This is a genomic window from Nesterenkonia sp. HG001, assembly GCF_034438835.1.
Classification (GTDB): Bacteria; Actinomycetota; Actinomycetes; order Actinomycetales; family Micrococcaceae; genus Nesterenkonia; species Nesterenkonia xinjiangensis.
Genome location: NZ_JAOSZD010000010.1, coordinates 1 through 20,557 on the forward strand (window position 1 = coordinate 1; position 20,557 = coordinate 20,557).

General features: G+C 67.7%; 20 protein-coding genes. 5 read left to right on the top strand and 15 right to left on the bottom strand.

The genetic code is table 11. From position 1 onward, the window contains the following. From ODE13_RS14885 to ODE13_RS14955, 15 genes are all read right to left on the bottom strand, one after another. On the bottom strand, nucleotides 1-997 hold a 997-nt coding region (locus tag ODE13_RS14885), incomplete at its 3' end, for a M23 family metallopeptidase (protein ID WP_322479970.1). 15 nt (nucleotides 998-1,012) lie between these two features. Beyond that, complete coding sequence (locus ODE13_RS14890) at nucleotides 1,013-1,705, bottom strand: hypothetical protein (protein WP_322479971.1); 693 nt, start codon at nucleotides 1,703-1,705, stop codon at nucleotides 1,013-1,015. Between the two features lie 42 nt (nucleotides 1,706-1,747). Beyond that, on the bottom strand, nucleotides 1,748-2,761 hold the full coding sequence (locus ODE13_RS14895) for a ParB N-terminal domain-containing protein (RefSeq protein ID WP_322479972.1): 1,014 nt from the start codon (nucleotides 2,759-2,761) through the stop codon (nucleotides 1,748-1,750). Then, nucleotides 2,758-3,657: a hypothetical protein gene (locus ODE13_RS14900; protein WP_322480054.1), complete on the bottom strand. Its 900-nt coding sequence runs from the start codon at nucleotides 3,655-3,657 to the stop codon at nucleotides 2,758-2,760. The genes ODE13_RS14895 and ODE13_RS14900 overlap by 4 nt, the downstream gene beginning before the upstream one ends. A gap of 531 nt (nucleotides 3,658-4,188) precedes the next feature. Next, nucleotides 4,189-4,965 (bottom strand): DUF2637 domain-containing protein, encoded by a 777-nt coding sequence (locus ODE13_RS14905; protein ID WP_416210725.1) that lies wholly within the window; start codon nucleotides 4,963-4,965, stop codon nucleotides 4,189-4,191. Then, nucleotides 4,962-5,906 (bottom strand): bifunctional DNA primase/polymerase, encoded by a 945-nt coding sequence (locus ODE13_RS14910; RefSeq protein ID WP_322479974.1) that lies wholly within the window; start codon nucleotides 5,904-5,906, stop codon nucleotides 4,962-4,964. The genes ODE13_RS14905 and ODE13_RS14910 overlap by 4 nt, the downstream gene beginning before the upstream one ends. Further along, complete coding sequence (locus ODE13_RS14915) at nucleotides 5,903-7,024, bottom strand: ArdC-like ssDNA-binding domain-containing protein (RefSeq protein WP_322479975.1); 1,122 nt, start codon at nucleotides 7,022-7,024, stop codon at nucleotides 5,903-5,905. The genes ODE13_RS14910 and ODE13_RS14915 overlap by 4 nt, the downstream gene beginning before the upstream one ends. 230 nt (nucleotides 7,025-7,254) lie before the next feature. Then, nucleotides 7,255-8,184 (bottom strand): helix-turn-helix transcriptional regulator, encoded by a 930-nt coding sequence (locus ODE13_RS14920; protein WP_322479976.1) that lies wholly within the window; start codon nucleotides 8,182-8,184, stop codon nucleotides 7,255-7,257. A gap of 306 nt (nucleotides 8,185-8,490) precedes the next feature. Further along, on the bottom strand, nucleotides 8,491-8,805 hold the full coding sequence (locus tag ODE13_RS14925; RefSeq protein WP_322479977.1) for a metal-sensitive transcriptional regulator: 315 nt from the start codon (nucleotides 8,803-8,805) through the stop codon (nucleotides 8,491-8,493). 50 nt (nucleotides 8,806-8,855) lie between these two features. After that, nucleotides 8,856-11,003, bottom strand: coding sequence for a heavy metal translocating P-type ATPase (locus ODE13_RS14930; RefSeq protein ID WP_322479978.1), 2,148 nt, complete (start codon nucleotides 11,001-11,003; stop codon nucleotides 8,856-8,858). Nucleotides 11,004-11,110: 107 nt separating this feature from the next. Further along, nucleotides 11,111-11,377, bottom strand: coding sequence for a hypothetical protein (locus tag ODE13_RS14935; protein WP_322479979.1), 267 nt, complete (start codon nucleotides 11,375-11,377; stop codon nucleotides 11,111-11,113). 35 nt (nucleotides 11,378-11,412) lie between these two features. Next, a complete protein-coding gene (locus ODE13_RS14940; protein WP_322479980.1) occupies nucleotides 11,413-13,719 on the bottom strand; it encodes a heavy metal translocating P-type ATPase in 2,307 nt (768 codons plus the stop codon). After that, a complete protein-coding gene (locus ODE13_RS14945; protein WP_322479981.1) occupies nucleotides 13,709-14,710 on the bottom strand; it encodes a heavy-metal-associated domain-containing protein in 1,002 nt (333 codons plus the stop codon). Before ODE13_RS14945 ends, ODE13_RS14940 begins: the two co-directional genes overlap by 11 nt. Before the next feature lies 1 nt (nucleotide 14,711). Continuing rightward, nucleotides 14,712-14,924 carry a heavy metal-associated domain-containing protein gene (locus ODE13_RS14950; protein WP_322479982.1) on the bottom strand — a complete coding sequence of 71 codons (213 nt, stop codon included), beginning with the start codon at nucleotides 14,922-14,924 and terminating at the stop codon, nucleotides 14,712-14,714. 76 nt (nucleotides 14,925-15,000) lie between these two features. Next, nucleotides 15,001-16,392, bottom strand: a complete 1,392-nt coding sequence (locus ODE13_RS14955) for an MFS transporter (RefSeq protein WP_322479983.1) — start codon at nucleotides 16,390-16,392, stop codon at nucleotides 15,001-15,003. Nucleotides 16,393-16,477: 85 nt separating this feature from the next. On the opposite strand from ODE13_RS14955, the gene ODE13_RS14960 reads away from it, so the two are divergent. The 5 genes from ODE13_RS14960 to ODE13_RS14980 all read left to right on the top strand — a co-directional run bounded on the left by ODE13_RS14960 (nucleotide 16,478) and on the right by ODE13_RS14980 (nucleotide 20,367). Then, the gene (locus ODE13_RS14960) at nucleotides 16,478-17,125 is read left to right on the top strand and encodes a TetR/AcrR family transcriptional regulator (protein WP_322479984.1); all 648 of its coding nucleotides are present in this window, start codon (nucleotides 16,478-16,480) and stop codon (nucleotides 17,123-17,125) included. Beyond that, a complete protein-coding gene (locus tag ODE13_RS14965; protein WP_322479985.1) occupies nucleotides 17,122-18,300 on the top strand; it encodes an FAD-dependent oxidoreductase in 1,179 nt (392 codons plus the stop codon). Before ODE13_RS14960 ends, ODE13_RS14965 begins: the two co-directional genes overlap by 4 nt. Nucleotides 18,301-18,510: 210 nt before the next feature. Continuing rightward, entirely contained in the window at nucleotides 18,511-18,969 is a 459-nt protein-coding gene (locus ODE13_RS14970) for a DUF6153 family protein (RefSeq protein ID WP_322479986.1), read from the top strand. A gap of 112 nt (nucleotides 18,970-19,081) precedes the next feature. Beyond that, a complete protein-coding gene (locus ODE13_RS14975; protein ID WP_322479987.1) occupies nucleotides 19,082-19,672 on the top strand; it encodes a DUF305 domain-containing protein in 591 nt (196 codons plus the stop codon). A gap of 74 nt (nucleotides 19,673-19,746) precedes the next feature. Beyond that, nucleotides 19,747-20,367: a CueP family metal-binding protein gene (locus ODE13_RS14980; protein ID WP_322479988.1), complete on the top strand. Its 621-nt coding sequence runs from the start codon at nucleotides 19,747-19,749 to the stop codon at nucleotides 20,365-20,367. Nucleotides 20,368-20,557: the final 190 nt, after the last annotated feature.

Genomic DNA, 20,557 nt, shown 5'->3' on the forward strand with positions numbered 1-20,557 from the left:
GGACGTGGATGCCGGTCTCCCACATGTGCCCGTACGCGGTCGCGACGGTCTGCCCGTTGAGGGTGTGTTCGATGACGATGAGCCCGCCGTAGCCGCCGGAGAACTCGGCGACGGTGACGGTGCCGTCGGCAACAGCGAGGATCGGGGTGCCGTCCGGGGCGGCGAAGTCGGTGCCGGTATGAAACGAGTTCTCCCCGGAGATCGGATGCACCCTCGGCCCGTATTCGCTGGTCAGCACCCAGGTGTCCGCGGGCACCGGGAACACCACCCGCGAGGACTCCGCAGCAACAGTCTGCGCGGCCGGGACTGTGGTGCCGCCGGCCGACGCGCCCGCGCTGGCTGTCGTGGTGGTGCCGGTGAGGGTGGTCAGGATGGTCTCGGTGACGGGCTCGTAGTTGCGGTACCGCTCGGGGTAGGCGGACACCTCGACGGCTTGGGCGGCCTCGCCCTTGTCCATCTGCTCCCAGCCGGGAATGTCCAGCAGGCCCCGGGGTGAGGGGTGGTTGGGGCCGGTGGGTCCGCCGAAGAACGCCTGCGCCTGATACGTCGGGTCCATCAGCTCAGCGACGGTGCCCCACCCGGACTGCGGGCGCATCTGGAACAACCCGAGGGAGTCGTGGTCGGAGCCGTCGCCGTCGTTGGGATAGTCCGCCGACTCCGGATAGACGCTCGTGTTGGACAGCATCCGCAGGGTGGATTCGGTCAGCGCCGCCATCAGCGCAATCACCAGCCCGTCCCGGGTCACCCCGTCGATGCTCGTGCCGGTCTCGATGATCGTCGCCGCATGCGTGAGCTGCTGCCGGTTCAGGGTCAAGGTCTCGCCGTTGGCGGTGGTGACTTCCAGCTCGTCGGGGACGTCGGGGACCGTGACGCTTGTGCCGGCCACGGTGCAGGAGGCTGAGGCGGCAGGGTTCATCACCACCCCGACCCCGACCAACACCAGCGACGGCGCCAGGAACACCAGCGCGAGGGCGGCGAGGGCGAGTTTCTTCACCATGAGCGCACCTCCGGCCTATCGGAGGGGGTTGTCGAGCTGGGACAGCCGCAGCAGGTGGCAGGTGTCGTAGGTCGGGCCGCAGACGAGGAACACGGTGAACGCCACCGGATGCTCGGAGGTGACGTCTTCGTCGTTCCAGAGGCCGGTGCGGTGGCGGGTGCCCTCGATCGTGTAGGCGATGGTGCCCTCGGCGAGCTGCCCGGGTTGTGCCTGTTCGAGGGCCGCATCCCACGCGTCGGGGACGAACACCTCGTCGATGGTCAGGTGCTGGGCGGTGGCGTAGTGGCGCAGCTCGATCCAGGCGTCCCGGTTCGGCAGGTAGGTGGAGATGTCGGAGGCGAGCCCGGCCTGCTCGGCACCCGAGGGGTCGCCGACGGCGAGGACGACCGAGGTGTAGTCCAGGGGCATGAACCCGCTGGCCGTGTCCCAGGCGAACAGCGCCGTCGCGACGTTGCGGGCGAAGGTCTCCGGATCGGCCGAGGCCGGCACGCTCGGCAGACGCGGTGTCGCGGTCGGGGCCGGATCGCCGGGGGCGGTCACAGCCGGTCCAGGCCCGGAGCCGCGGTTGGCGTCCTCGTTGGCAGTGGGTGGTCCGGTGAGGAGGCCGTAGACGCCGACCCCGGCCAGCACCAGGACCGCTACGAGTGCGGCGAGTGCGGCGATCAGCCGCTGACGCGAACGCGGGGCAGACAGGTCGGGAGTCTTCATGCCCGGTAGGTGCACCACGAGCACCCGCAGTCGTCCGAGTGCTCAGAGGGCGCGCAGGTGTCCCCGTGCGGGCGGGTTCTCGTGGCCTGCCCGGCGGTCGACGGCGGTGCGCAGTTGCTCGGCGAATCTGCTGGTGCCCTCGACGGTGGTCAGGAAGGACTCGATCTGCTCGTCGGTGAGTTCGGCGGCGAGCAGGTCGATGTCGTAGTGCGTCCACCAGTCGGTCAGTTCGGTCCAGGTCAGCACGAACGCCCGCACCGGGTACCGCGCCGGCTCGCCATCGTCAGCGGCTGCTGGGACGGGCCGGGGTGTGCGCTTCTTTGCTTTCGCGTTCTTGGCGCGAGCGAGTGCGTCGGTGGCGAGCTGGTGCAGGTCGGCTTCGCGATGCTCTTGAGCGGTCTCGACGGCGGTGCGGACAGCATCGTAGATCGGATGCACCGGGTTGCCGCCGTCGATGCGCTCCAGCTCAGCGCTCACCTGTTCGCGTAAGTCGGCGGGCTGGGCGGGGTCGGCGGCGAGCTTCTGGAGGTAGCCGATCTTCTCCAGCGTGGTGTGGGACGCACCGCCGGGAATCATCGCCGCCGCCTGCTCACGGCTCTTCCCGGGTGCGCCGCTTGACGGTGGTGCAAAATGTGCACCACCGTCACTTCCCGGTTGGTTCTCCGTGCTGAACCGGGCCGAAGCCTGCCGGTGGGTAACGTCCTCGGCCATCAGCACCTTCAGCTCCCGGTACAGGGCGGCGGCCTCCGTCTGGGTCAGGGGCTTGTGCAGGACGTTGTCGTCCTGCTCAGCCAAGAGGTGCCCGAGCCGGTCGGAGATGCCCGAGCGGACCCACACGTTGACGGTCTTCCAGCCGAGCTGTCTGATCGCGGTCAGCCTCCTGGCCCCGCACACGAGCACGCCGGCGGGGGTGATGGTGATGGGTTGGAGGAGGCCGTCGCGGTCGATGGAGGCAGCCAGTTCGTCGATGTCGCCCAGCTCGGTGCGGTGTCTGCGCCCGACCTGGATCGAGGCAGCGGTGCGTTCCAGCTCGATGAACCCCGCCGGCGCGCTCATCGCGACCCGCCCCCACGGGGATGCCGGTTACGGTGAGCGGGTGCGGCCAGGGAGACGGTGAGCACGAGATCGTCGTCGCGCAGCAGCACCGGCAGGCTCTCGCCGATCAGCAGCCGCAACAGGACGCCCCGCCCGGCGGTCGTGGCAGCGTAGGCGGGGTGGGGGTTACCCAGCAGCGCCTTCAACAGCGCCGTCCAGGAATGGCCGGGGATGTCGAGCAGGGCGCGGGCGTGCTTGTCGCGGCGCAGCGCCTCGTAGGTGGCCTGGCGGGTGCCGGCCTTGGTCAGCACCCCGCATACGTGCTCGATCCCGGCGCGCGCCGTGGCTGGCGGCCAGTCCAGCAGCGTGAACAACGCGATCGCGTCCTCAACCGTGGAGCCCGCCGACGTGCGCGCCCGTGACGACGCTGGCGTGCCGTCGTTCTCCTCATCCGTGACCGGGGTGTGGTCGGTGATCTGGAATGCGGGGTGGTAGTCGGCCAGCGGGTTCTCCCGGTCGGAGAAGCGTTCGGGGTCGTGGAACGCTGAGATGTGTGGGCGGCGTGCCTGGTGGACCGAGCACAGGAGTCCTTGGGCGCGTTCTTCGAAGATGCAGGTGATCCGCACCGCGTGGGTGACCACTGCCCATGGATCATTCGCCTCCCGGGCCGCTGTGGTGCGCATCACGTCGAATGCCGCGCTGGCGGCCTCCCAGGGGTCCAGGCCGTGCTTATGAGCTAGGGGCGCGTACTTCTCCGCCGCGTGGGTCATCAGTGCCGCGGCGGTGGGGTCGTGCTCCCACGCACCCGGCCCGGCGTCGTGGAGGCGAGTTAGCAGCGCGCATAGACCTTCGCTGCTCCTGAAATCCTCGCCGTTCTCGGGTCTCTGGCGATTGGTGGTGTGGGTGTTCTCGGTCATGGTGGGGGCACCTCCTGACAGGCAGGTGCGCACGCCGTCCCCAACGACGACGTCCATGCTGCCTGCCCGGGTGGTGCTCATGACCTCTCACCTGCTCAGCTCATCCGACCGGTGACCGCGACGGAACGGACTTGGTTGTCCTGCTGCGACCGAAGGCCGAGAGCGGCGGCAACCGGCGCGCCCGATTCCCGACCCCTCGCACACCGGTGTTCGTGGCGGCGCGGGTGCGGCGAGCCAACTCGACCTCGAAGTCGATGCCCCGCCCCGCCAGCGCCGCACCGTGGCGGGCAAGCAGGTCCGTAGGCCGCACCCACTCCACCCCCCGCGCACGCAGGCCCGCATCCTGCGCGAGCCGCTCACGACTGGTGCCCCGGAGACCAGCGGTCCTCGCCGCTTGCACTGCCTCTGGTGTCTCCGTCTTCTCGACCGGCGGTGTCTCGACTTTCTCGGCCGGCGTCGACGGCGGGTGGCCGGTCTCCGGCACGGGCGGTCGCCGGCGAGGTTCCTGCTGCTGGTGGTCGTGATCGGGGTTCATACGTCCTTCGCCTCCTCGGCATCGACGTGTTCGGTGGTGTCGGGAAGGTGCGCGCTGGTGAACCACCGGCCTACCGTGGACGGGTGCACGCCCAGTTCCCGGGCAATCTTCTTGTTCGACCATCCCTGCCCGCGCAGCGTCGCCGCCCGCGCACGCCGATCGACGGAATCCGCCGCGGCTTCGACCTGCGGGTCAGCGCGCCGGTCCGCTGATGCCTGCCTCATGCCGGAAGCTGTGACGGGGTCGTTCTCCTGCCGGGTCGCCGCCGATACCGGGTCCCACGCTGCGTCCGGGCCGGACTCCTCGATCGCAGCGGCCTCGATCGCGGACTCGTCGGTGGATGCGGGGACTTCGGCGGTGCGTTGCGGTCGGGTGAGGATGACGGTCAGGTGGGTGATGGCCAGCAGCACCACTGGCGGCACCGCCGCCACCGCAGCCGCCAGCACCCCGGGCACGTCCGCATCGGCAGCCACCACGGCGTGGATCGCGTTGGCGGTCACCGACACGGCTGCGCCGCCGAGCAGCAGCGCCCACGGATACCACGCCGACCGCTGGCCGGCCAGGGCGACGACGGCGACGGTGGCCACGACGATGATGCCGTCGACGATCAGCGGCCACGCCCACGCCTGCGAGCCACCGACCCCAGAGCGGGCGGCCAGGTCCGCCAACGCCGTGAACGACAGCCAGAACGCGCCGCCAGCGATGAACACCGTCCCGGCCACCGCCGTGACCACCGCCCACCGTCGACTCGCCGGGCCTGTCGGGACGGTCATGACAGCCGTCGTCCCGGAGCGGATGGACGCACGGTCGCCTCGCGGGCAAACCACCCGTCCGCGGCTCGCGCCGAGCCCTGCACCGGCGATGAAGGGCGGGCTTGAGGTTGGGTGGTGCGATAGGCCGAGCGGACGGTCGTCGTGATCTCCCGCTCGCCCAACCCCGCTTCCGAGGCCGCGGCCGCGAGCACATCGAGTGCATCGGGGGCGGGGACACCGTTCTCGGCCAGTCGGCAGGCGGCCCAGAACAGGCCCCGGTTCCGTTCCCCTTCGACGCGGGCAGCGACCCAGGCCGCCAACCGCGACACATCCACCGACCGCTCCACATCGTCGCCCGTACTGGGCGGGGCCGTCGGGCGCGGGTCGAGGAAGTCCCGCAACCGGTCCGAATCCAGCCTCGCCGAGGAGCCGGTATTGACCTGCCGCACCTGGTAGCCGACAGCGGCACCGTTGGTGGACACCATCGAGGGTGGGAGGAGGATGTAGCCGCCGTCGCCACGGAAATCCACACCGGCGCGCGCGGCCTGCCAGGACCGCTGCGCCCGCTCCGGTGTCGCCGGGTAGTAGACGTGCATCCCACCCGACGGTGTGGACACGAGGAACGCCCACCTCGACACGAGGCCGGCACGGTGGGCGCGCCCGAAGGAGGCGAATCCGTTGACGGGGCCGTGGACATCGACGTCCACCACCACCATCCCGGAGGCGGCGCCGGTGGGGACAGCGAGGTTCGCATCCGGGTGCGCCCGCCACCAGGCCTCCACCTGGCCAGGGTCGGTGGTGGCGTCGTGGAAGCCGTGCTCGGTGAGCGGGCGCTTCCCGCCCGGCACGCACGGGAACACCGGCACGCCTGCGGTGGCGAGTTCTCGTGCTGCGGCGGAGACCGGCCATGGCCCGGTCCTCTGCGACAACACACCCGCGAGCGCGTCCGTAGCGGCCATCACAGATCCCGTCCCTGCATCACGGCCGCGCTGGCCGCAGGGCGGGGACCCATTTCGGGCACGGGCTCGACCTGCCTGCCCGACGCTGCACGTTCGGGTGCGGAGCGTTCATGGGATAGCTGGTTGCGGTGCGGCGTCTCACGGTCGAGACCCGGTGGAGTGCCGTCACCGACCTGGGCGGTGTCGAGCTGATCGAGGATCGTCAGCGCGATCTTGCGGACCCGCTCGCCAGTGGCCTTGACGATCTCCACCGGTTCCTTGCCGCCCACCCGCGCAGCCCAGGTCGACACGTAGGGAATCGTGTACCCCGTCGTGTCCATGTGATGGGCGGCGCCGATCATCAGCGCCACCGATTCGGCCTCCACCTCCCCGATGCCGCGATGCTGGCGGGCGTCCTCCTGGTCGGGGCCGTGCATCAGGACGTGCCCGAGTTCGTGGGCGAGCGTCTTGACCTGCGCGGCGGGGTCCATGTTCTCCCGGACCGCGACCGTCTTCGCGGTGTAATCAGTCATGCCGTTGGCGCCGTGGATCATGCCCTCGTGTGGCACTGCCAGCACGGTGAACCCGCGCTCCTCGACCAACTTGGCCAGACCATTCCACAACCCGACCGGTGCTTCGCCTTCCAGCAGCTTCGGTGCCGGCGGTTCCGGGATCGGGTCGCCGGCAGTCTGGGAGGCGTCCCACACGTAGGCAGGCTTGGCGGTAATCATTTTCGAGCGCACGACCTCACCGGGGCGGGACTTCTCGCCCTTGCCGAGCCGCCGCCACGACTCCGGATCGGACGGTGTCGCGGTGGCGAATCGGCCGGTGACCGGGGCGAGGATCATGTACCCCGCCTGGCCCTTCTGCACCTGCCGGCCCAGAGTCTGCCACTGCCGATACCCGGCCACATGCGACGGCACTGGCTCCGGCACCCGGCCCACCTCGTAAGCCGCGGCATGCTGTGCCCAGATCAGCAGGGTGTTGGAGAACGATCTCGCCCTGAACCGTGCGGCGAACGCGAGCGCCCTCTCCCAGTCGTCGCCGGAGACGAGCTGCTCGACCGCACCGGTCAGCCGCTCATGCAACTCATCGAGCCTCGCCTCCCGCGCGGCCTGGGCTTCCTCCCGTGTCGTGGCCATCGTCGCTGTCTCCTCCCGATACCCTGAGCACCGGGCCGATCAGGCTCGGTGACCATCAGGTGCGCCAGGAACACCAGTGACGAGAAACGGACAACGACCGTGTGACCGTCAGTGCGCGGGGTGAACCCGACGAGTCCTACCGGACTACCAGCCCTTCAGGTGACGAGGGCGCGGGATCGGGCAATGATGCGGATACGCGTATCGCACAAGCGAATATCGGTATCGAACCGTCAGGGCAGTGCCTTCTGCCGGACGAGCTGGCGGTATCGCGTCGGGCTCGCTCCGACACACTGGCGGAACAGCCGCGCGGCGTGACCCCGGCTGTGCCAGCCGACCTCACGCATCGCCACCTCGATCGGCAGATCGGTCTCACGCAGCAACCGGGCCAGGCGTTCGGCGCGCAGCGTCGCCAAGTACGTCATCGGCGTTTTCCCGTAAGCGTCGACGAAGACCCGGCCGAGCTGGGACGGCGAGAGATGCGCGGCCTCGGCGAGATCGGGAAGCGTCCACCGCTGAGCAGGCGCCTCGCGAAGAAGCTCCGCTGCCTCGCGTGCCTCGGCCCTCAACGGGGTGAAGTGGCGGTGGCGGGGCGTGCCAGGGTCGGTGGCCTTCCGCTGTGTCGGGGTCTGCCTCACCGGAGTGGTGGCGATGTAGGGGATGATCACGTCGAGCACCGCGAACAGGAGTGCTTGGAGGCGGTAGAAACGTTGCGGGGAGGGCCCGTCGATGCTGAGGGCGACCAACTCGTCCAGCCACGGCGTCAGCATCCCGGCGCGATCCTCACCCAGGCGAAGCACCTGTGCCGGTTCGGAGTACAGATCGTCGGCGAAGTCTCGCGCATCGAGGCGATCGGACAGCACGGCGGCGTACTGCCAGAACACCTGATCGATCACGAAGTCGCGGTCAAGATAGAGGGTGGTGACGGTGATTAGGTCCTCGGGTTCACTCCCACACAGCGTGTTCGCTCCCAGCGCGATGGCATCACCGACACGGACGTGCTTCTCGCCGAACTCGCTGAGCAGGATCGCCGACCCGTGGCGGACGAAGATGAGCTTCACGCAGTCGTAGGCGATCGGGGCGATGGGCTGTCGGACGGATCGCGTTCTCGCGATGATCGGGGTGAACCGCTCGTTGTCGCCGCGTGTATCGGAGAGCGCCATCTCGATCCACCGCGCAGCGACGAAGGGTTAGCTACGCCCTGCCGTGGGATACGGCGACGGCGAAGGCGTGTTCGCTGCTCAGACTCGTATCCGCTGCGGCAGGGCTCATGGTCGGCAGCAGGCTTTGGCGGAACGGATCGAGACCTCCACGACCCACCCGGTTCGCGTTCGTGTACAGATGGCTTCACAGCCGTTTCGAGACGCGGCGGCGACCGTGGCCGTCGGCGGCTCGTGCACCAGTGTGTTCATGGCGAGCGTGGCCAGTGCGGTCAGAACTGTATGTGTTCTCCCCATGAGACTGCCTCCTCAGGACTTCACGAGGCGAGTGATGGCCTCGGAGGCTTCCTTGATTTTCTCGTCGGCTTCGGGGCCGCCGGCCTTGGCGGCCCGGACGACGCAGTGCTTAAGGTGGTCGTCCAAGAGGGCGAGGGCGACGTTCTCCAAAGCGGAGGTGACGGCGCTGATCTGGGTGAGGATGTCGATGCAGTAGGTGTCCTCATCGATCATGCGGTGGATGCCACGGGCTTGTCCCTCGATGCGCTTGAGTCGGGCGAGGTAGCGGTCTTTGTCACTGATGTATCCATGGCCGGCTTCGGTTGGTGGCGTGGTGATGGTGTCCATCGTGCTTTCTCCTGGTTCAAGTGGTGTCCGCTGCGGCGGCAGATGGATGCTCATTCGGACGGGGCCTGGTCAAGGATCTTGGCCGTGCTGGCCGCGGGTGTGAGGTCGAGGCGGCGGAGTAGCTGGGCGTTGAGCGCGACGACGACGGTCGAGACCGACATCAGGATCGCGCCGATACTCATCGGCAACACGAACCCGATCGGTGCGAGCACGCCGGCGGCCAGGGGTACCGAGATCAGGTTGTAGCCGGCTGCCCACCACAGGTTCTGCTTCATCTTCCGGTAGCTAGCGCGGGAGAGATCGATGACGGAGAGCACTGAGCGTGGGTCGGAGGAAGCCAGGATGACCCCGGCGGAGCCGATGGCGACGTCGGTGCCGGCACCGATGGCGATGCCGACATCGGCCTGGGCGAGAGCAGGGGCATCGTTGACGCCGTCGCCGACCATGGCGACCTTCCTGCCTTCGTCCTGGAGTTCGGCGACCTTGGCAGCCTTGTCCGCGGGACGCACTCCGGCGAAGACCCGGTCAATGCCGAGTTCCTTCGCGACCGTGTCCGCGACTGCCTGGGCGTCACCGGTGATCATGACCACCTGGGCGCCCGCAGCGTGCAGGGCATCGACGGCGTCGCGGGATTCGGGGCGGATCTCATCGGCCAGCCGTAGGGCCCCGATGACCTCACCGTCGGCGAGGACGTGGAGGATGATCGCCCCTTCGTCCCGCCACTGGTCGGCGATGGACAGCTCGTTCAGCCCGTGCTGGTCGAGCAGGTAGGGGCCACCGACCTCGACCACCGAGCTATCGACGGTTGCCTTGACCCCGACCGCCGGGGAGGAGGAGAAGTCCCGAGCCTTCGGGACCTGCAGCTCACGCGTTCCGGCGGCGCCGACGATGGCCTTGGCCAGGGGGTGCTCGCTGTCGGATTCCGCCGCCGCGGCCAGTGCCAGCACGTCCTCGGCGCCGCGGTTCCCGGCAGGTTCGATGGCGGTGACGGTGGGCTCACCCTTGGTCAGCGTGCCGGTCTTGTCGAACAGCACGGCATCGACGGTGCGCATCGATTCCAGGGCAAGCCGGTCCTTGATCAGCACGCCGCCGCGGGCTGCACGCTCGGTGGCGATGGATACCACGAGCGGGATCGCCAGACCCAGCGCGTGCGGGCAGGCGATCACCAGGACGGTGATGGTGCGCACCACCGCGGAGTCCGGTAGGCCCAGCATCGACCAGATGATCGCGGTGATCAATGCGGCTCCGAGGGCGAACCAGAACAGCCAGGCGGCGGCGGTGTCGGCGATCCTCTGTGCGCGGGAGGACGAGGCCTGCGCGTCGGTGACGAGCTTCTGGATGCCTGCCAGGGCGGTGTCGTCACCGGTGGCAGTAACCTCGACCCGCAGCCCGGAGTCGGTGGCGACAGTGCCGGCGACAACCTGCTCACCGGTCTCGCGACGTACCGTCTTCGACTCTCCGGTGACCATCGACTCGTCCATGGAGGCCGACCCGTCGACGATCTTTCCATCGGCGGGCACCGAAGAGCCAGGACGGACGATGACGACGTCACCGACCAAGAGGTCGGCAGGGGCAACCTTCACGACCTGATCGCCGTCGACCTTCTCAGCCTCGTCGGGTAGCAGAGCGGCCAAGGAGTCCAAGGCGGAGGTGGTTTGGGCCAGGGAGCGCATTTCGATCCAGTGGCCGAGCAGCATGATGACCACCAACAGGGCCAGTTCCCACCAGAAGTTCAGCTCATGGTCCAGGAACCGCAGGCTCGCACCCCAGGAAGCGACGAAAGCCACGGTGATGGCCAGGCCGATGAGCAGCATCATGCCGGGCTTGCGGGAGCGGATCTCCGAGATCGCGCCGGTAAGGAACGGCCAGCCGCCCCAGGCGTACATCACGGTTCCCAGGATCGGAGAGACCCACCAGACCCATTCGGCCTCGGGCAGCTGGTAGCCGATGAGGTCGGCGAACATGTCGTTGAAGCCGACCACCGGGACGGCCAGGACGAGCATGACCCAGAACAGGCGTCGGAACTGCCCGACATGATCTCCGTGACCGGCATGGCCGCTGTGCCCGTGATCGTGGGTGCCTTGGTTCGCGTGCGCCTCGTGATCGTGGTGTCCCGATGCCTCGCCATGCTCCTCGTGGGAGTGGTGGTCGGCGTGGTCGGGTGCCGGGTGTGAAGATGTCGAGGGGTCGTGGCTCATGGTCGTCTCTTTCGTTCGTTGTCCCGGCCGGAGGAGGGTTCAAGGGCTAAGGTCCCGCGCTCCCGTCAGAACGTGTCTGATGGGAGCGCGGGGCCGGGTGCCTGCGGTTAGACGGCGCTGGCGTAGCGGTCGGGGTCGGCGTCGAACAGTGGACCGCACGAGGCGCAGCACAGCCAGTACCGCTGACCGTTGTAGTCGCGGTAGAGACCGGCGGCCTCGGCGTCGGTCTTGACGACCGGTGTGCCGGCCATCACCGGACATTCGGGCATGTCCTCGGCGGGGGTCTGTGCGACGGTGTCGGCGCTGGGCTTGTGGCCGCAGCAGCCACCACCAGGCGAGGTATCGGTCAGGTTCAGGTTCTCGTGTTCAGTCATCGGGTTTCCTCTCGTGTTGTGTCGATGACAATGGTTTAGGCGTTCACCGGCTCGCGGGCCGGTGCCGTGCCGGCAGGAGCCGGCGCGTTGTCGTCGTCCGCGCGGGCTTTGAAAGTCCGCAGCCGCAGACTGTTGCTCACGACGAACACGGATGACAGGGCCATCGCCGCTCCGGCGAGCATCGGGTTGAGTAGTCCGAAGGCCGCCAGCGGAATTGCCGCGGTGTTGTAGGCGAAGGCCCAGAACAGGTTGGTCTTGATCGTGCGCAGCGTCGACCGAGAAAGGCGGATCGCGTCCGCTGCGGCTCGCAGGTCGCCTCGGACCAGGGTGATGTCGGCGGCCTCGATCGCGACGTCGGTGCCCGTGCCCATCGCCAGGCCGAGGTCGGACTGGGCCAATGCCGGGGCGTCGTTGACGCCGTCGCCCACCATCGCCACGACCTTGCCTTCACCTTGGAGGCGGGCGACGACGTCGACCTTCTCCTTGGGTAGGACCTCGGCGATGACTTGGTCGATGCCGACCTCGGCGGCAACCTGCTCGGCCACGGCCTGGTTGTCACCGGTCAGCAGCACCGGTGACAGACCGAGTTCCTTGAACTGAGCGATGGCCTGAGCACTGGTGGGCTTGATCTGGTCGGAGACGACAAGCACCCCACGGGCTTGACCGTCCCAGCCAACCACGATGGCGGTCCTGCCCTCGGCCTCGGCGGCCTGCTTGGCCGAGCGCAGGTGCTCGTCCAAGTGGATCGACCAGTCGGCCAGGAGCGACTCACGGCCCGCTACCACGGCGTGGCCGTCGATGACGCCCTGCACGCCCTTGCCCTCGACGTTCTCGAAGGACTCCGGTGCAGGTAGGGCGCCGACCTCGCTGGTGGCGCTGGCTGCGATGGCTTGGGCGATGGGGTGCTCGGAGTAGTCCTCCAGCCCGCCGGCCAGCCGCAACAGCTCGGCCCGGTCGACGCCGTCGGCGGTGATGACATCGGCGAGAGTCATCTTCCCGGTGGTGACGGTGCCGGTCTTGTCCAGCACGATCGTGTCGACCTTGCGGGTCGATTCGAGGGTCTCGGGGCCCTTGATGAGCACGCCCATTTGAGCGCCCCGTCCGGTACCGACCAGCAGCGCGGTCGGAGTCGCCAGGCCCAGCGCGCAGGGGCAGGCGATAATAAGCACCGCCACGGCGGCGGTGAACCCCGCACTGAGCGGGAATCCGGCGCCGATCCAGGCCCCCAAGGCTGCGATGGCGATGGCGATGGCGATGGGCACGAAGACCCCAGAGACACGGTCCGCGAGGCGCTGAATCTCGGCCTTGCCGGACTGCGCGTCCTCCACCATCTTCGCCATCTGCGCCAACTGCGTGTCCGAGCCCACGCGAGTGGCCTTCACCACTAGGCGGCCCCCGGCGTTCACAGTCGCGCCGGTGACATTGTCACCCTTTGAAACCTCGACCGGCACGGATTCGCCAGTGAGCATCGAGGCGTCGATCGCGGAGTTGCCTGAGGTGATGACCCCGTCGGTGGCGATCTTCTCGCCAGGACGGACCACGAACTCATCACCGACCGCCAACTCATCGATAGAGACGCGCTCCTCCTTGCCGTCGCGCAGGAGGGAGACTTCCTTCACGCCGAGTTCGAGTAGGGCGCGCAGGGCGGCCCCGGCGCGGCGCTTGGAGCGCTTCTCGAAGTAGCGGCCCAGCAGGATGAAGGTGATCACCCCGGCGGCGACCTCGAGGTAGATGTGACCGAGCCCGTCGGAGCGGGAGATGGTCAGCTCGAATGGGTGGACGACGCCCGGCTGTCCGGCGGTGCCAAAGAACAGCGCGATGATCGACCAGATCATCGCCGCGGTCGTGCCCACCGAGATGAGGGTGTCCATCGTCGCTGCCCCGTGACGCAGATTCATCCACGCCGCCTTGTGGAAGGGCCACCCGGCCCAGACCACGACCGGCGCGGCGAGCACGAGCGACGCGAACCCCCAGTAGTCGAACTGCAAGGCCGGGATCATCGCCATCGCGATCACCGGTACCGCGAGGACGGCAGAGCCGATGAGCCTCTGGCGCAGCGAACGCAGCTCGGCGTCCTCGGCCGACTCGTCCGTGTTCTCACCGGTGCCCTTGGCCGTGGTCGGGAGCGCGGCGGTGTACCCGGTCTTCTCGACCTCCGCGATCAGCAGCGTCGGATCGAGGTCTTCAGGGCCGGTGACGCTGGCCTTCTCGGTCGCGTAGTTCACGCTGGCGGTGACGCCGTCGAGTTTGTTGAGCTTCTTCTCGATCCGATTCGCGCACGAGGCGCAGGTCATGCCGCCGATCTGCAGCTCGATGCCGGTACTGGTGTTCTCAGTGGTCATGGCCTTCTCCTTCCTCATCCTCGCCGGTCCTCGGCTCCTGGCCGGAGTGTCCCTCCTCGGAGCGATCGCCATGGCCATCGCCTATCCCGGTGGTATCGATCACCAGCGGCGCGGTGTGGACTTCGCCGTCGACCTGGAAGTCGAGATAGAGCAGGTACCTGCCGGGCGTGGGTGCGGTGGCCTCGAACACGATCCCCGGCCCGGACGTCTCCCCGGCCTGGGGCTCCTCTCCGTGCGGGTGGACGTGCAGGTAGGCAAGGTCCCCATCGCGCAACGCGACCAGGTGACCGAACGCTCCCAGGTAGGGCTCCAGCTCGGTGACCGGTTCCCCGTCACGGGTGACAGTCATGGTCAGCTCCGACGCCGAGCCTGCTGTCAAGTCTCCCTCGACGGTGACGTCGAACCCATCGACGGTGGTCGTAGCGGCCGATTCGGTCGGTACGGGTTCGAAGTCGCCGGCCACCTGGACCGAGGTCGACAAGGTCAGGCCTTCGCCGGTGTCTGCGGGGACGAAGTCCGCGAAGACCCGGTAGGTCCCGGCGGCTTCCCATTGCCAGGGGATCGTCCAGGTGCCGTTGTCGGTCATCTCGGGGTGGACGTGCTGAAAGTGCTGGCCGTCGGCGCGGACGGCGATCAGGTGCAGCTCCTTCTCGTGCTCCGGCTCGAAGTCCGTTACCGCGCTCCCGTCCGGCCTGGTCACCGTCAAAGACAGTTCGCCCTCTGTACCGGTCTCGGTGGGAGCGCTCACGGCGGTGAGCTGGTAGCCGTCCTGCGCGATGCCGAGGCCAAGTGAGACCGCGCCTGCTGTGTGGCCCTCGTGACCGGCGGTGTCCATGTCGTCTCCTTCCTCGTGGTGGATGTTGTCGTCGGTCTCTTGTGCCCAGCTCTGCACGGTCTCCTCGGGGATGACTGCGTTCGCCGTGAATCCCGCCACGGCGAACACGGCCACGAGGATCAGCCCGTACAGGCCCAGTCGCACAGGTGCCTTCATGTCAGCTCCTGGCGGCGGCGTAGCCGGCCTCATCGACCGCCGCGATCACCGCGGCGTCCTCGACCGGTTGTTCAGCGGTCACAGTCAGGCGACCGGTGGCCGCGCTGACCTCGATGCCATTAACGCCGGGGATATGGGAGACCTCGGTGCGGATCGCGGTTTCGCAGTGTCCGCAACTCATCCCGGTCACCTGGTACTCGGTCGTGGTGTTCATGATTGAAACTCCTTCACTCCTGTATGACTTCTGTCAGCATATACCCCTATGGGGTATAGGGCAATCGGCATGCCGGTCATGCCTTCTGGGAGCGCCCAGGGATCGCGATGCTGGCGATGACGGTGGCAGCGACCGCGGCGATCGCGGCGGCAAGGAATGCCTGCTTGAACCCGGTGTCACCGCCCCCGGTAAGGCTGACCACAGCGATGCTGGAGACGGTCGCGACGCCGACCGAAGCGCCGATCTCGTGGAAGGTGCTCAGCAGGCCCGAGGCAATACCCGCCTCCTCCGGCGCGACGTTTCCAAGCGCGGTGACCGAGGCGACGACGAACAGCATCCCGATGCCTAGTGAGCCGAAGCTGATCCCGATGGTCGTGGTCAAGGTTGTGGACCAGAGTGCGGGAACAAGCAGACCGATCGCTCCGACAGTCATGCCGACTGCGCCGAGCTTGCGGGCGCCGAGCCTGCCAACGAGCTTTCCTGCCACCTGCGCACCGGCCATCGTCGCCAGTGCGACGGGCAGGAACAGTAGACCGGTTACCAGCGGGCCAAAGCCGGCGTATTGCTGGAAGTAGAAGGTGCCGAGGAAGAACACCGCGACCATTAGCGCGGTGGCGATCCCGAGCACGAACACGCCAGAGAACACCGGCCGCCTGCCGAGCAGCGATAGGTTCATCAGCGGCGAGCGCGTGGTCTTCTGCCACCAGCCGAACAGCAAGTAGAGCGCGATCGCGATCCCCGCGAAGATGAGCGTGCGCGGCGCCGTCCAACCAATCTCGCCGGCGACAGTCAGCGCGTAGATCGCCAGGCCGGTGGCGCCGGTGACGAGGATGGCCCCCGGGACGTCCAGCCGTGCGCGGGCACCGGGCTGCGGCGGCAGCGGCGGCAACACCCGCAGCAGGCCGATAAGGACAATCGCGCCGATGGGAACGTTGATGAAGAACACCCACGGCCAACCGGGTCCGGCGGTGATAAGTCCACCCAGCAGCACGCCGATGGCGGCTCCACCACCGCCGAGCGCGGACCAGATGCCCAAAGCGCGGTTGCGCTCGTCACCCTCGAACAGGCGCACGACGACGGACAGCGCCGCCGGCGAAAGCATGGCCGCGCCGACACCCTGGGCTATGCGCCCAGCGAGCAGCACGGTTCCGCTGTCAGCGAATCCGGCGGCCAGGGAACCGGCAACGAAGACCAGCAGGCCAGTGTAAACGATGGGTTTGGCGCCGAACAGGTCCGCGCTGCGGCCACCGAGCAGCATCAGGCCGCCGAAGGCGACCGTGTATGCCGCGACGACCCACGTCAGCGCCTCGCGGGAGAGCGACAGGTCCGCCTCCATCTGTGGCAGAGCGATCGCCACGACGGTCACGTCGAGGATCAGCATGAACTGGGCCGTGCCCAGCAAGGCGAGCGCCAGCCAGCGTCTCGGGTAGGCCGACGTCGTGCTGTCGGGCTGTGTGCGTGTGGTCATCTCCGACTCCTAACTCAATCATGCGGGTACGAGTTGTAACGGCTACACTATCTCATACATTCCAGTACGAGTTGTGAGGTGGAGCATGCCGACGAAGAAGGCCACGGCGACAGGCGGTCGCGGACGCGGATCTGCCACGGGTAGCCGTGCGGTCAATCAGCGGGCAGACGCGCAGCGCAACCGGACCAAGATCCTGGCGGCTACCGTTACCGCGATCCGCAAGAATCCCGACGCTTCGGTCGCCGACATCGCCGCCGAGGCCGGCGTGGGGCGAATGACGCTCTACGGGCACTTCCAGACACGTGCCGAACTCATCGAGGCGGCCCTAGTGGACAGCCTCGAACGTGGCGAAGAGGTGTTGCGTGAGGTACCCCTAGATGGAGATGCCCGCGATGCGCTCGGGCGGCTCGTCGCCTCCAGCTGGGTCCTGGTCGATCAGTCGCGTGCCCTGCTGGCCGCCGCCCAGAAAGAGCTGCCTGCGGCCCGCATCCGCGAACTCCACGAGAAGGCTGAGACCCGTATGCGCGGCCTGCTGCTGCGAGGTCAGCGTGAGGGCGCGTTCCGCGCCGACCTACCGGTGACCTGGCTGCTGACCACCACGCACGTGGTGATGAACGGCGCGGCCGAGGAAGTCCGATCCGGCCGCCTCGACCCTGACGACGCGCCATGGTTCATCGACGCAATCCTGCTGCCGGCCTTCACCGCCACCGCGACCAAGAAGGAAACGCCATGAGCAACCCGACGATCGCAATCATCGGCGCGGGCGCGGCGGGAACCTCCGCCGCGAAGACCCTGCACACCTCCGATGCCGACATCAAGGTCGAACTCTTTGCCCGTAGCGGCGAGCGACCGCACAACCGGATGCTGGTCAACAAAGGCGTAGCCATCGGGCTGCTAGAACCCGACCAGACCGCCCTGCCGGCGACCGGCGTCCAGACGTGTGCCGATACCGTCCGCGGCATCGACCCGCGAACCCGGGAAGTCCGCCTCGACTCCGGCGACACCAGAGCCTATGACGCGCTCATCTTCGCCACGGGCAGTCGGCCGCGCATCCTCGATGAGACGATCGCCGGAAGGGACCAGGCCGTCAGCGCGGGCCGACTGACAACCCTGCACTCGATCGAGGATGCCGTCCGTGTGCGTGATCTGCTCGCGACGACGGGTCCAGCACGGGTGCTGATGCTCGGCGGCGGACTCGTCGCATCAGAGACCGCCTCCCTGCTCACCGATTCGGGTCACGACGTCGCCTTGATCACCCGCTCGCTCGTGCCGGGCGCCAACGCCATCGGCGAGGGCGCCGCGCGGCGCCTGCTCGACCTCCACCAGCCACAGCACGCCGCCTACCTGGGACGCACGCCGCGCGCGATCCGCACCCACGCCAATCGCATCACCGTCGTCCTCGACGACGGCACCCGGGTAGAAGGCGACCTGGCGATCCTCGCCCACGGCACTCTGCCCGCCGCTCCCGCCCCCTGGACCGGGCCAGAGGGCATTCCCGTCGACGGCCACTTGCGCGCCTTACACGCCCCGCGGCAGCGCATCTACGCCGCTGGCGGTGTCGCCGTGCACCACTATCCCGGTCACAGCTCTTATCGGATCGACCACTGGGACGACTCCACCGCCCAAGGTGCCCACGCCGCGAGGGCGCTGCTGCACGACCTCGGCCTCGACGATGACCCCGGTCGCTACCTGCCGGCCTCGCCGTTCTCCGTACGCATCCACGGACATACCCTCACCGGGGCCGGTCACCCTGCGCTCGGCACCAGCACCCGGACCGTCTCGGCCGACCCACTGCTAACCGCCCATCACCTCGGCGATACCCCTGTTGCGCTCACCGGGATCGACGCCGCCCGCCTCGTCCACGACTGGATACCGAACCTGCATCAGCAGACATCAGTCCGCCATTGATCAATGGGTTGGATCGCGGGAACACCGCTTCCGTGCACGTCTAGACGGAGCGACGCCACAGCCTGTCGCGTCGCGCGTGGGTGTCCGCGCCGGGCCGAATTGCGGGCTCTGATCCAGTTCTGCACCGCCATCCAGTGATGCTCGTGCGCGTTATATTGGGCGTCTGGGCGTCTCGTGATCGCTCACAGGAGCGGTCGGTAGACTGCGCCTATGGTATCCGTGCCGGTGACGCGATCAGGGAGAGGCTTTCAGGGCATCTTCCGGCGCGTCCTGTTGGGCGGTCTTATCGCGTTCGGGATCATCGTCGGCCTGGTGACGATGCATACGCTGAACCTGCATGGTACTCCGGCCGCCCAGGCGCCCGCAGCCATCTCGGTTTCCGCCCCTGATACCGGGGAGGCCGATCACGGTGCAGGGGGCCAGCATGTGTCCGGTGACACAGTCAAAGAACACGAGGGTACGTGCGCGGACTGCGGCGCGGGTGACCATCTGGGGATGGCGATGGCATGTGTGCTTGCGCTGTTGCTCGTGCTGCTCGTCCTGACGCCGCCTCGCCTCCTGCTCGGATGGATGCACATCCAGCCCCGAGCATATCCCCAGGTTCGCCTCACGGACCGGGTGCTACTCAGGGCACCGTCCTTGCACGTTCTCTGCATCAGTCGCACGTGATGGGCCGGTGATCCCGGGACTTTCCAGCGCGCCCGGGGTCCCCACCATCACTCGCGCGATGCCATCAAGGTACGCGTGCCATTGAAGCGACTCTTGATATCGGAGAACACTCATGAATATTCGTACTGCGGCGACCGCCGCGCTCGCCCTGTCCGCTGCCCTGGTACTCGCCGGTTGTTCCACCGGGACCGAGGACGACTCGATGCCGGGTATGGACCACGGCTCATCCGAGCAAGCAGCAGACGTCAACGACGCGGACGTGACGTTCGCATCGATGATGATCGTCCACCACGAGCAGGCCATCGAGATGAGCGACATCGTCCTAGCCAAGGACGGCCTCGATCCGGAGGTGATGGAGCTGGCCGAGGCGATCAAGACGGCCCAGGCTCCCGAGATGGAACAGCTCCAAGGCTGGCTGGATGACTGGGGTGTCGACCCCGACGAACACGAGATGGACGGGATGGATCACGGCGACGGAATGATGAGTGAGGAGGATCTGGCCGCCCTCGAAGCGGCCGGCGGCGCGGAGGCGTCGCGGCTCTTCTTGGAGCAGATGATCGTCCATCACGAAGGCGCGGTCGCGATGGCACAGACCCAGGTCGATGAGGGAAGCAACCCGGATGCGGTTGAATTCGCACGAACGATCATCGATGCCCAGACCGCAGAAATCCAGGAGATGGAAGACCTTCTGGCATCCCTCTAACCCGCTATCAGAGTCGGTGCCGGAACGCTCGCGTTCCGGCACCGACCTGAACCGACGTCTCGAAGGATCACATCATGACCCACCCCACCAAGCCGCGACGACGGACCCTGATCACCGTCACCGCCGCGGTGCTCCTCTCCGGGCTAATGCTAACCAGTTGTGCAGATTCCGCCCCCGAGTCAGCATCGTCATCGTCCAGCAACCAGGTTTCAGACAGCGAGTTCCTAGCCGTGCACGACCTGGGTGGACTCGACGCCGCGCAGGTCATCGAGCGGCTAGACACGATGCCCGTTGCCGATCGCCCAACTGATCTGCTCGCGTCCGTCCAGCCTGACGCTCTCGTGCTCACCGATGACCAGGAACGCGAGACACAACTGCCGATGCCCGAGGACAAGGTGTACGTCTCGGTCGCGCCTTACCGAGAGCAGACGCACGACTGCTACTTCCACAGCCTGACCACCTGTATCGGTGAACTTGGAAATGCGGACGTTCAGGTCATGCTCACCGACGCCGACGGCAAGGTGCTCGTCAACGAGACGCGTGAAACCTTCGATAACGGCTTCGTCGGGTTGTGGGTGCCGCGAGGGGTCGAGGCAACCTTGACGATCGAACACGAGGGGCAAACAGGGACGGCGACAGTCACGACGCTGAACGAGGATGATCCGACTTGTATCACCACCCTGCGGCTTACCTGACCGTCAGATAGCACTTCCGTCAGGAACGTCTCGGTGCTCCGCAGCCAGATCGAGTAAGGGACCTAGCTCCCGTCCTCTTTGAAGTTGCCGAGCTGCCAAGCTGCCCCGAGCTGCCAAGCTGCCACGCCTCTTGCAGGTCGAGGTTGACGCTGTCAGCCAAGGTTGACGTCGGTTGTCGAGAGCAAGTGAC

What these genes read in the sequence shown, in the direction of transcription:
- ODE13_RS14890 (WP_322479971.1), bottom strand. Translation starts at nt 1,705, where the DNA reads ATGAAGACTCCCGACCTGTCTGCCCCGCGTTCGCGTCAGCGGCTGATC.
- ODE13_RS14895 (WP_322479972.1), bottom strand. Translation starts at nt 2,761, where the DNA reads ATGAGCGCGCCGGCGGGGTTCATCGAGCTGGAACGCACCGCTGCCTCG.
- ODE13_RS14900 (WP_322480054.1), bottom strand. Translation starts at nt 3,657, where the DNA reads ATGACCGAGAACACCCACACCACCAATCGCCAGAGACCCGAGAACGGC.
- ODE13_RS14905 (WP_416210725.1), bottom strand. Translation starts at nt 4,965, where the DNA reads ATGACCGTCCCGACAGGCCCGGCGAGTCGACGGTGGGCGGTGGTCACG.
- ODE13_RS14915 (WP_322479975.1), bottom strand. Translation starts at nt 7,024, where the DNA reads ATGGCCACGACACGGGAGGAAGCCCAGGCCGCGCGGGAGGCGAGGCTC.
- ODE13_RS14920 (WP_322479976.1), bottom strand. Translation starts at nt 8,184, where the DNA reads ATGGCGCTCTCCGATACACGCGGCGACAACGAGCGGTTCACCCCGATC.
- ODE13_RS14925 (WP_322479977.1), bottom strand. Translation starts at nt 8,805, where the DNA reads ATGGACACCATCACCACGCCACCAACCGAAGCCGGCCATGGATACATC.
- ODE13_RS14930 (WP_322479978.1), bottom strand. Translation starts at nt 11,003, where the DNA reads ATGAGCCACGACCCCTCGACATCTTCACACCCGGCACCCGACCACGCC.
- ODE13_RS14935 (WP_322479979.1), bottom strand. Translation starts at nt 11,377, where the DNA reads ATGACTGAACACGAGAACCTGAACCTGACCGATACCTCGCCTGGTGGT.
- ODE13_RS14940 (WP_322479980.1), bottom strand. Translation starts at nt 13,719, where the DNA reads ATGACCACTGAGAACACCAGTACCGGCATCGAGCTGCAGATCGGCGGC.
- ODE13_RS14945 (WP_322479981.1), bottom strand. Translation starts at nt 14,710, where the DNA reads ATGAAGGCACCTGTGCGACTGGGCCTGTACGGGCTGATCCTCGTGGCC.
- ODE13_RS14950 (WP_322479982.1), bottom strand. Translation starts at nt 14,924, where the DNA reads ATGAACACCACGACCGAGTACCAGGTGACCGGGATGAGTTGCGGACAC.
- ODE13_RS14955 (WP_322479983.1), bottom strand. Translation starts at nt 16,392, where the DNA reads ATGACCACACGCACACAGCCCGACAGCACGACGTCGGCCTACCCGAGA.
- ODE13_RS14960 (WP_322479984.1), top strand. Translation starts at nt 16,478, where the DNA reads ATGCCGACGAAGAAGGCCACGGCGACAGGCGGTCGCGGACGCGGATCT.
- ODE13_RS14965 (WP_322479985.1), top strand. Translation starts at nt 17,122, where the DNA reads ATGAGCAACCCGACGATCGCAATCATCGGCGCGGGCGCGGCGGGAACC.
- ODE13_RS14970 (WP_322479986.1), top strand. Translation starts at nt 18,511, where the DNA reads ATGGTATCCGTGCCGGTGACGCGATCAGGGAGAGGCTTTCAGGGCATC.
- ODE13_RS14975 (WP_322479987.1), top strand. Translation starts at nt 19,082, where the DNA reads ATGAATATTCGTACTGCGGCGACCGCCGCGCTCGCCCTGTCCGCTGCC.
- ODE13_RS14980 (WP_322479988.1), top strand. Translation starts at nt 19,747, where the DNA reads ATGACCCACCCCACCAAGCCGCGACGACGGACCCTGATCACCGTCACC.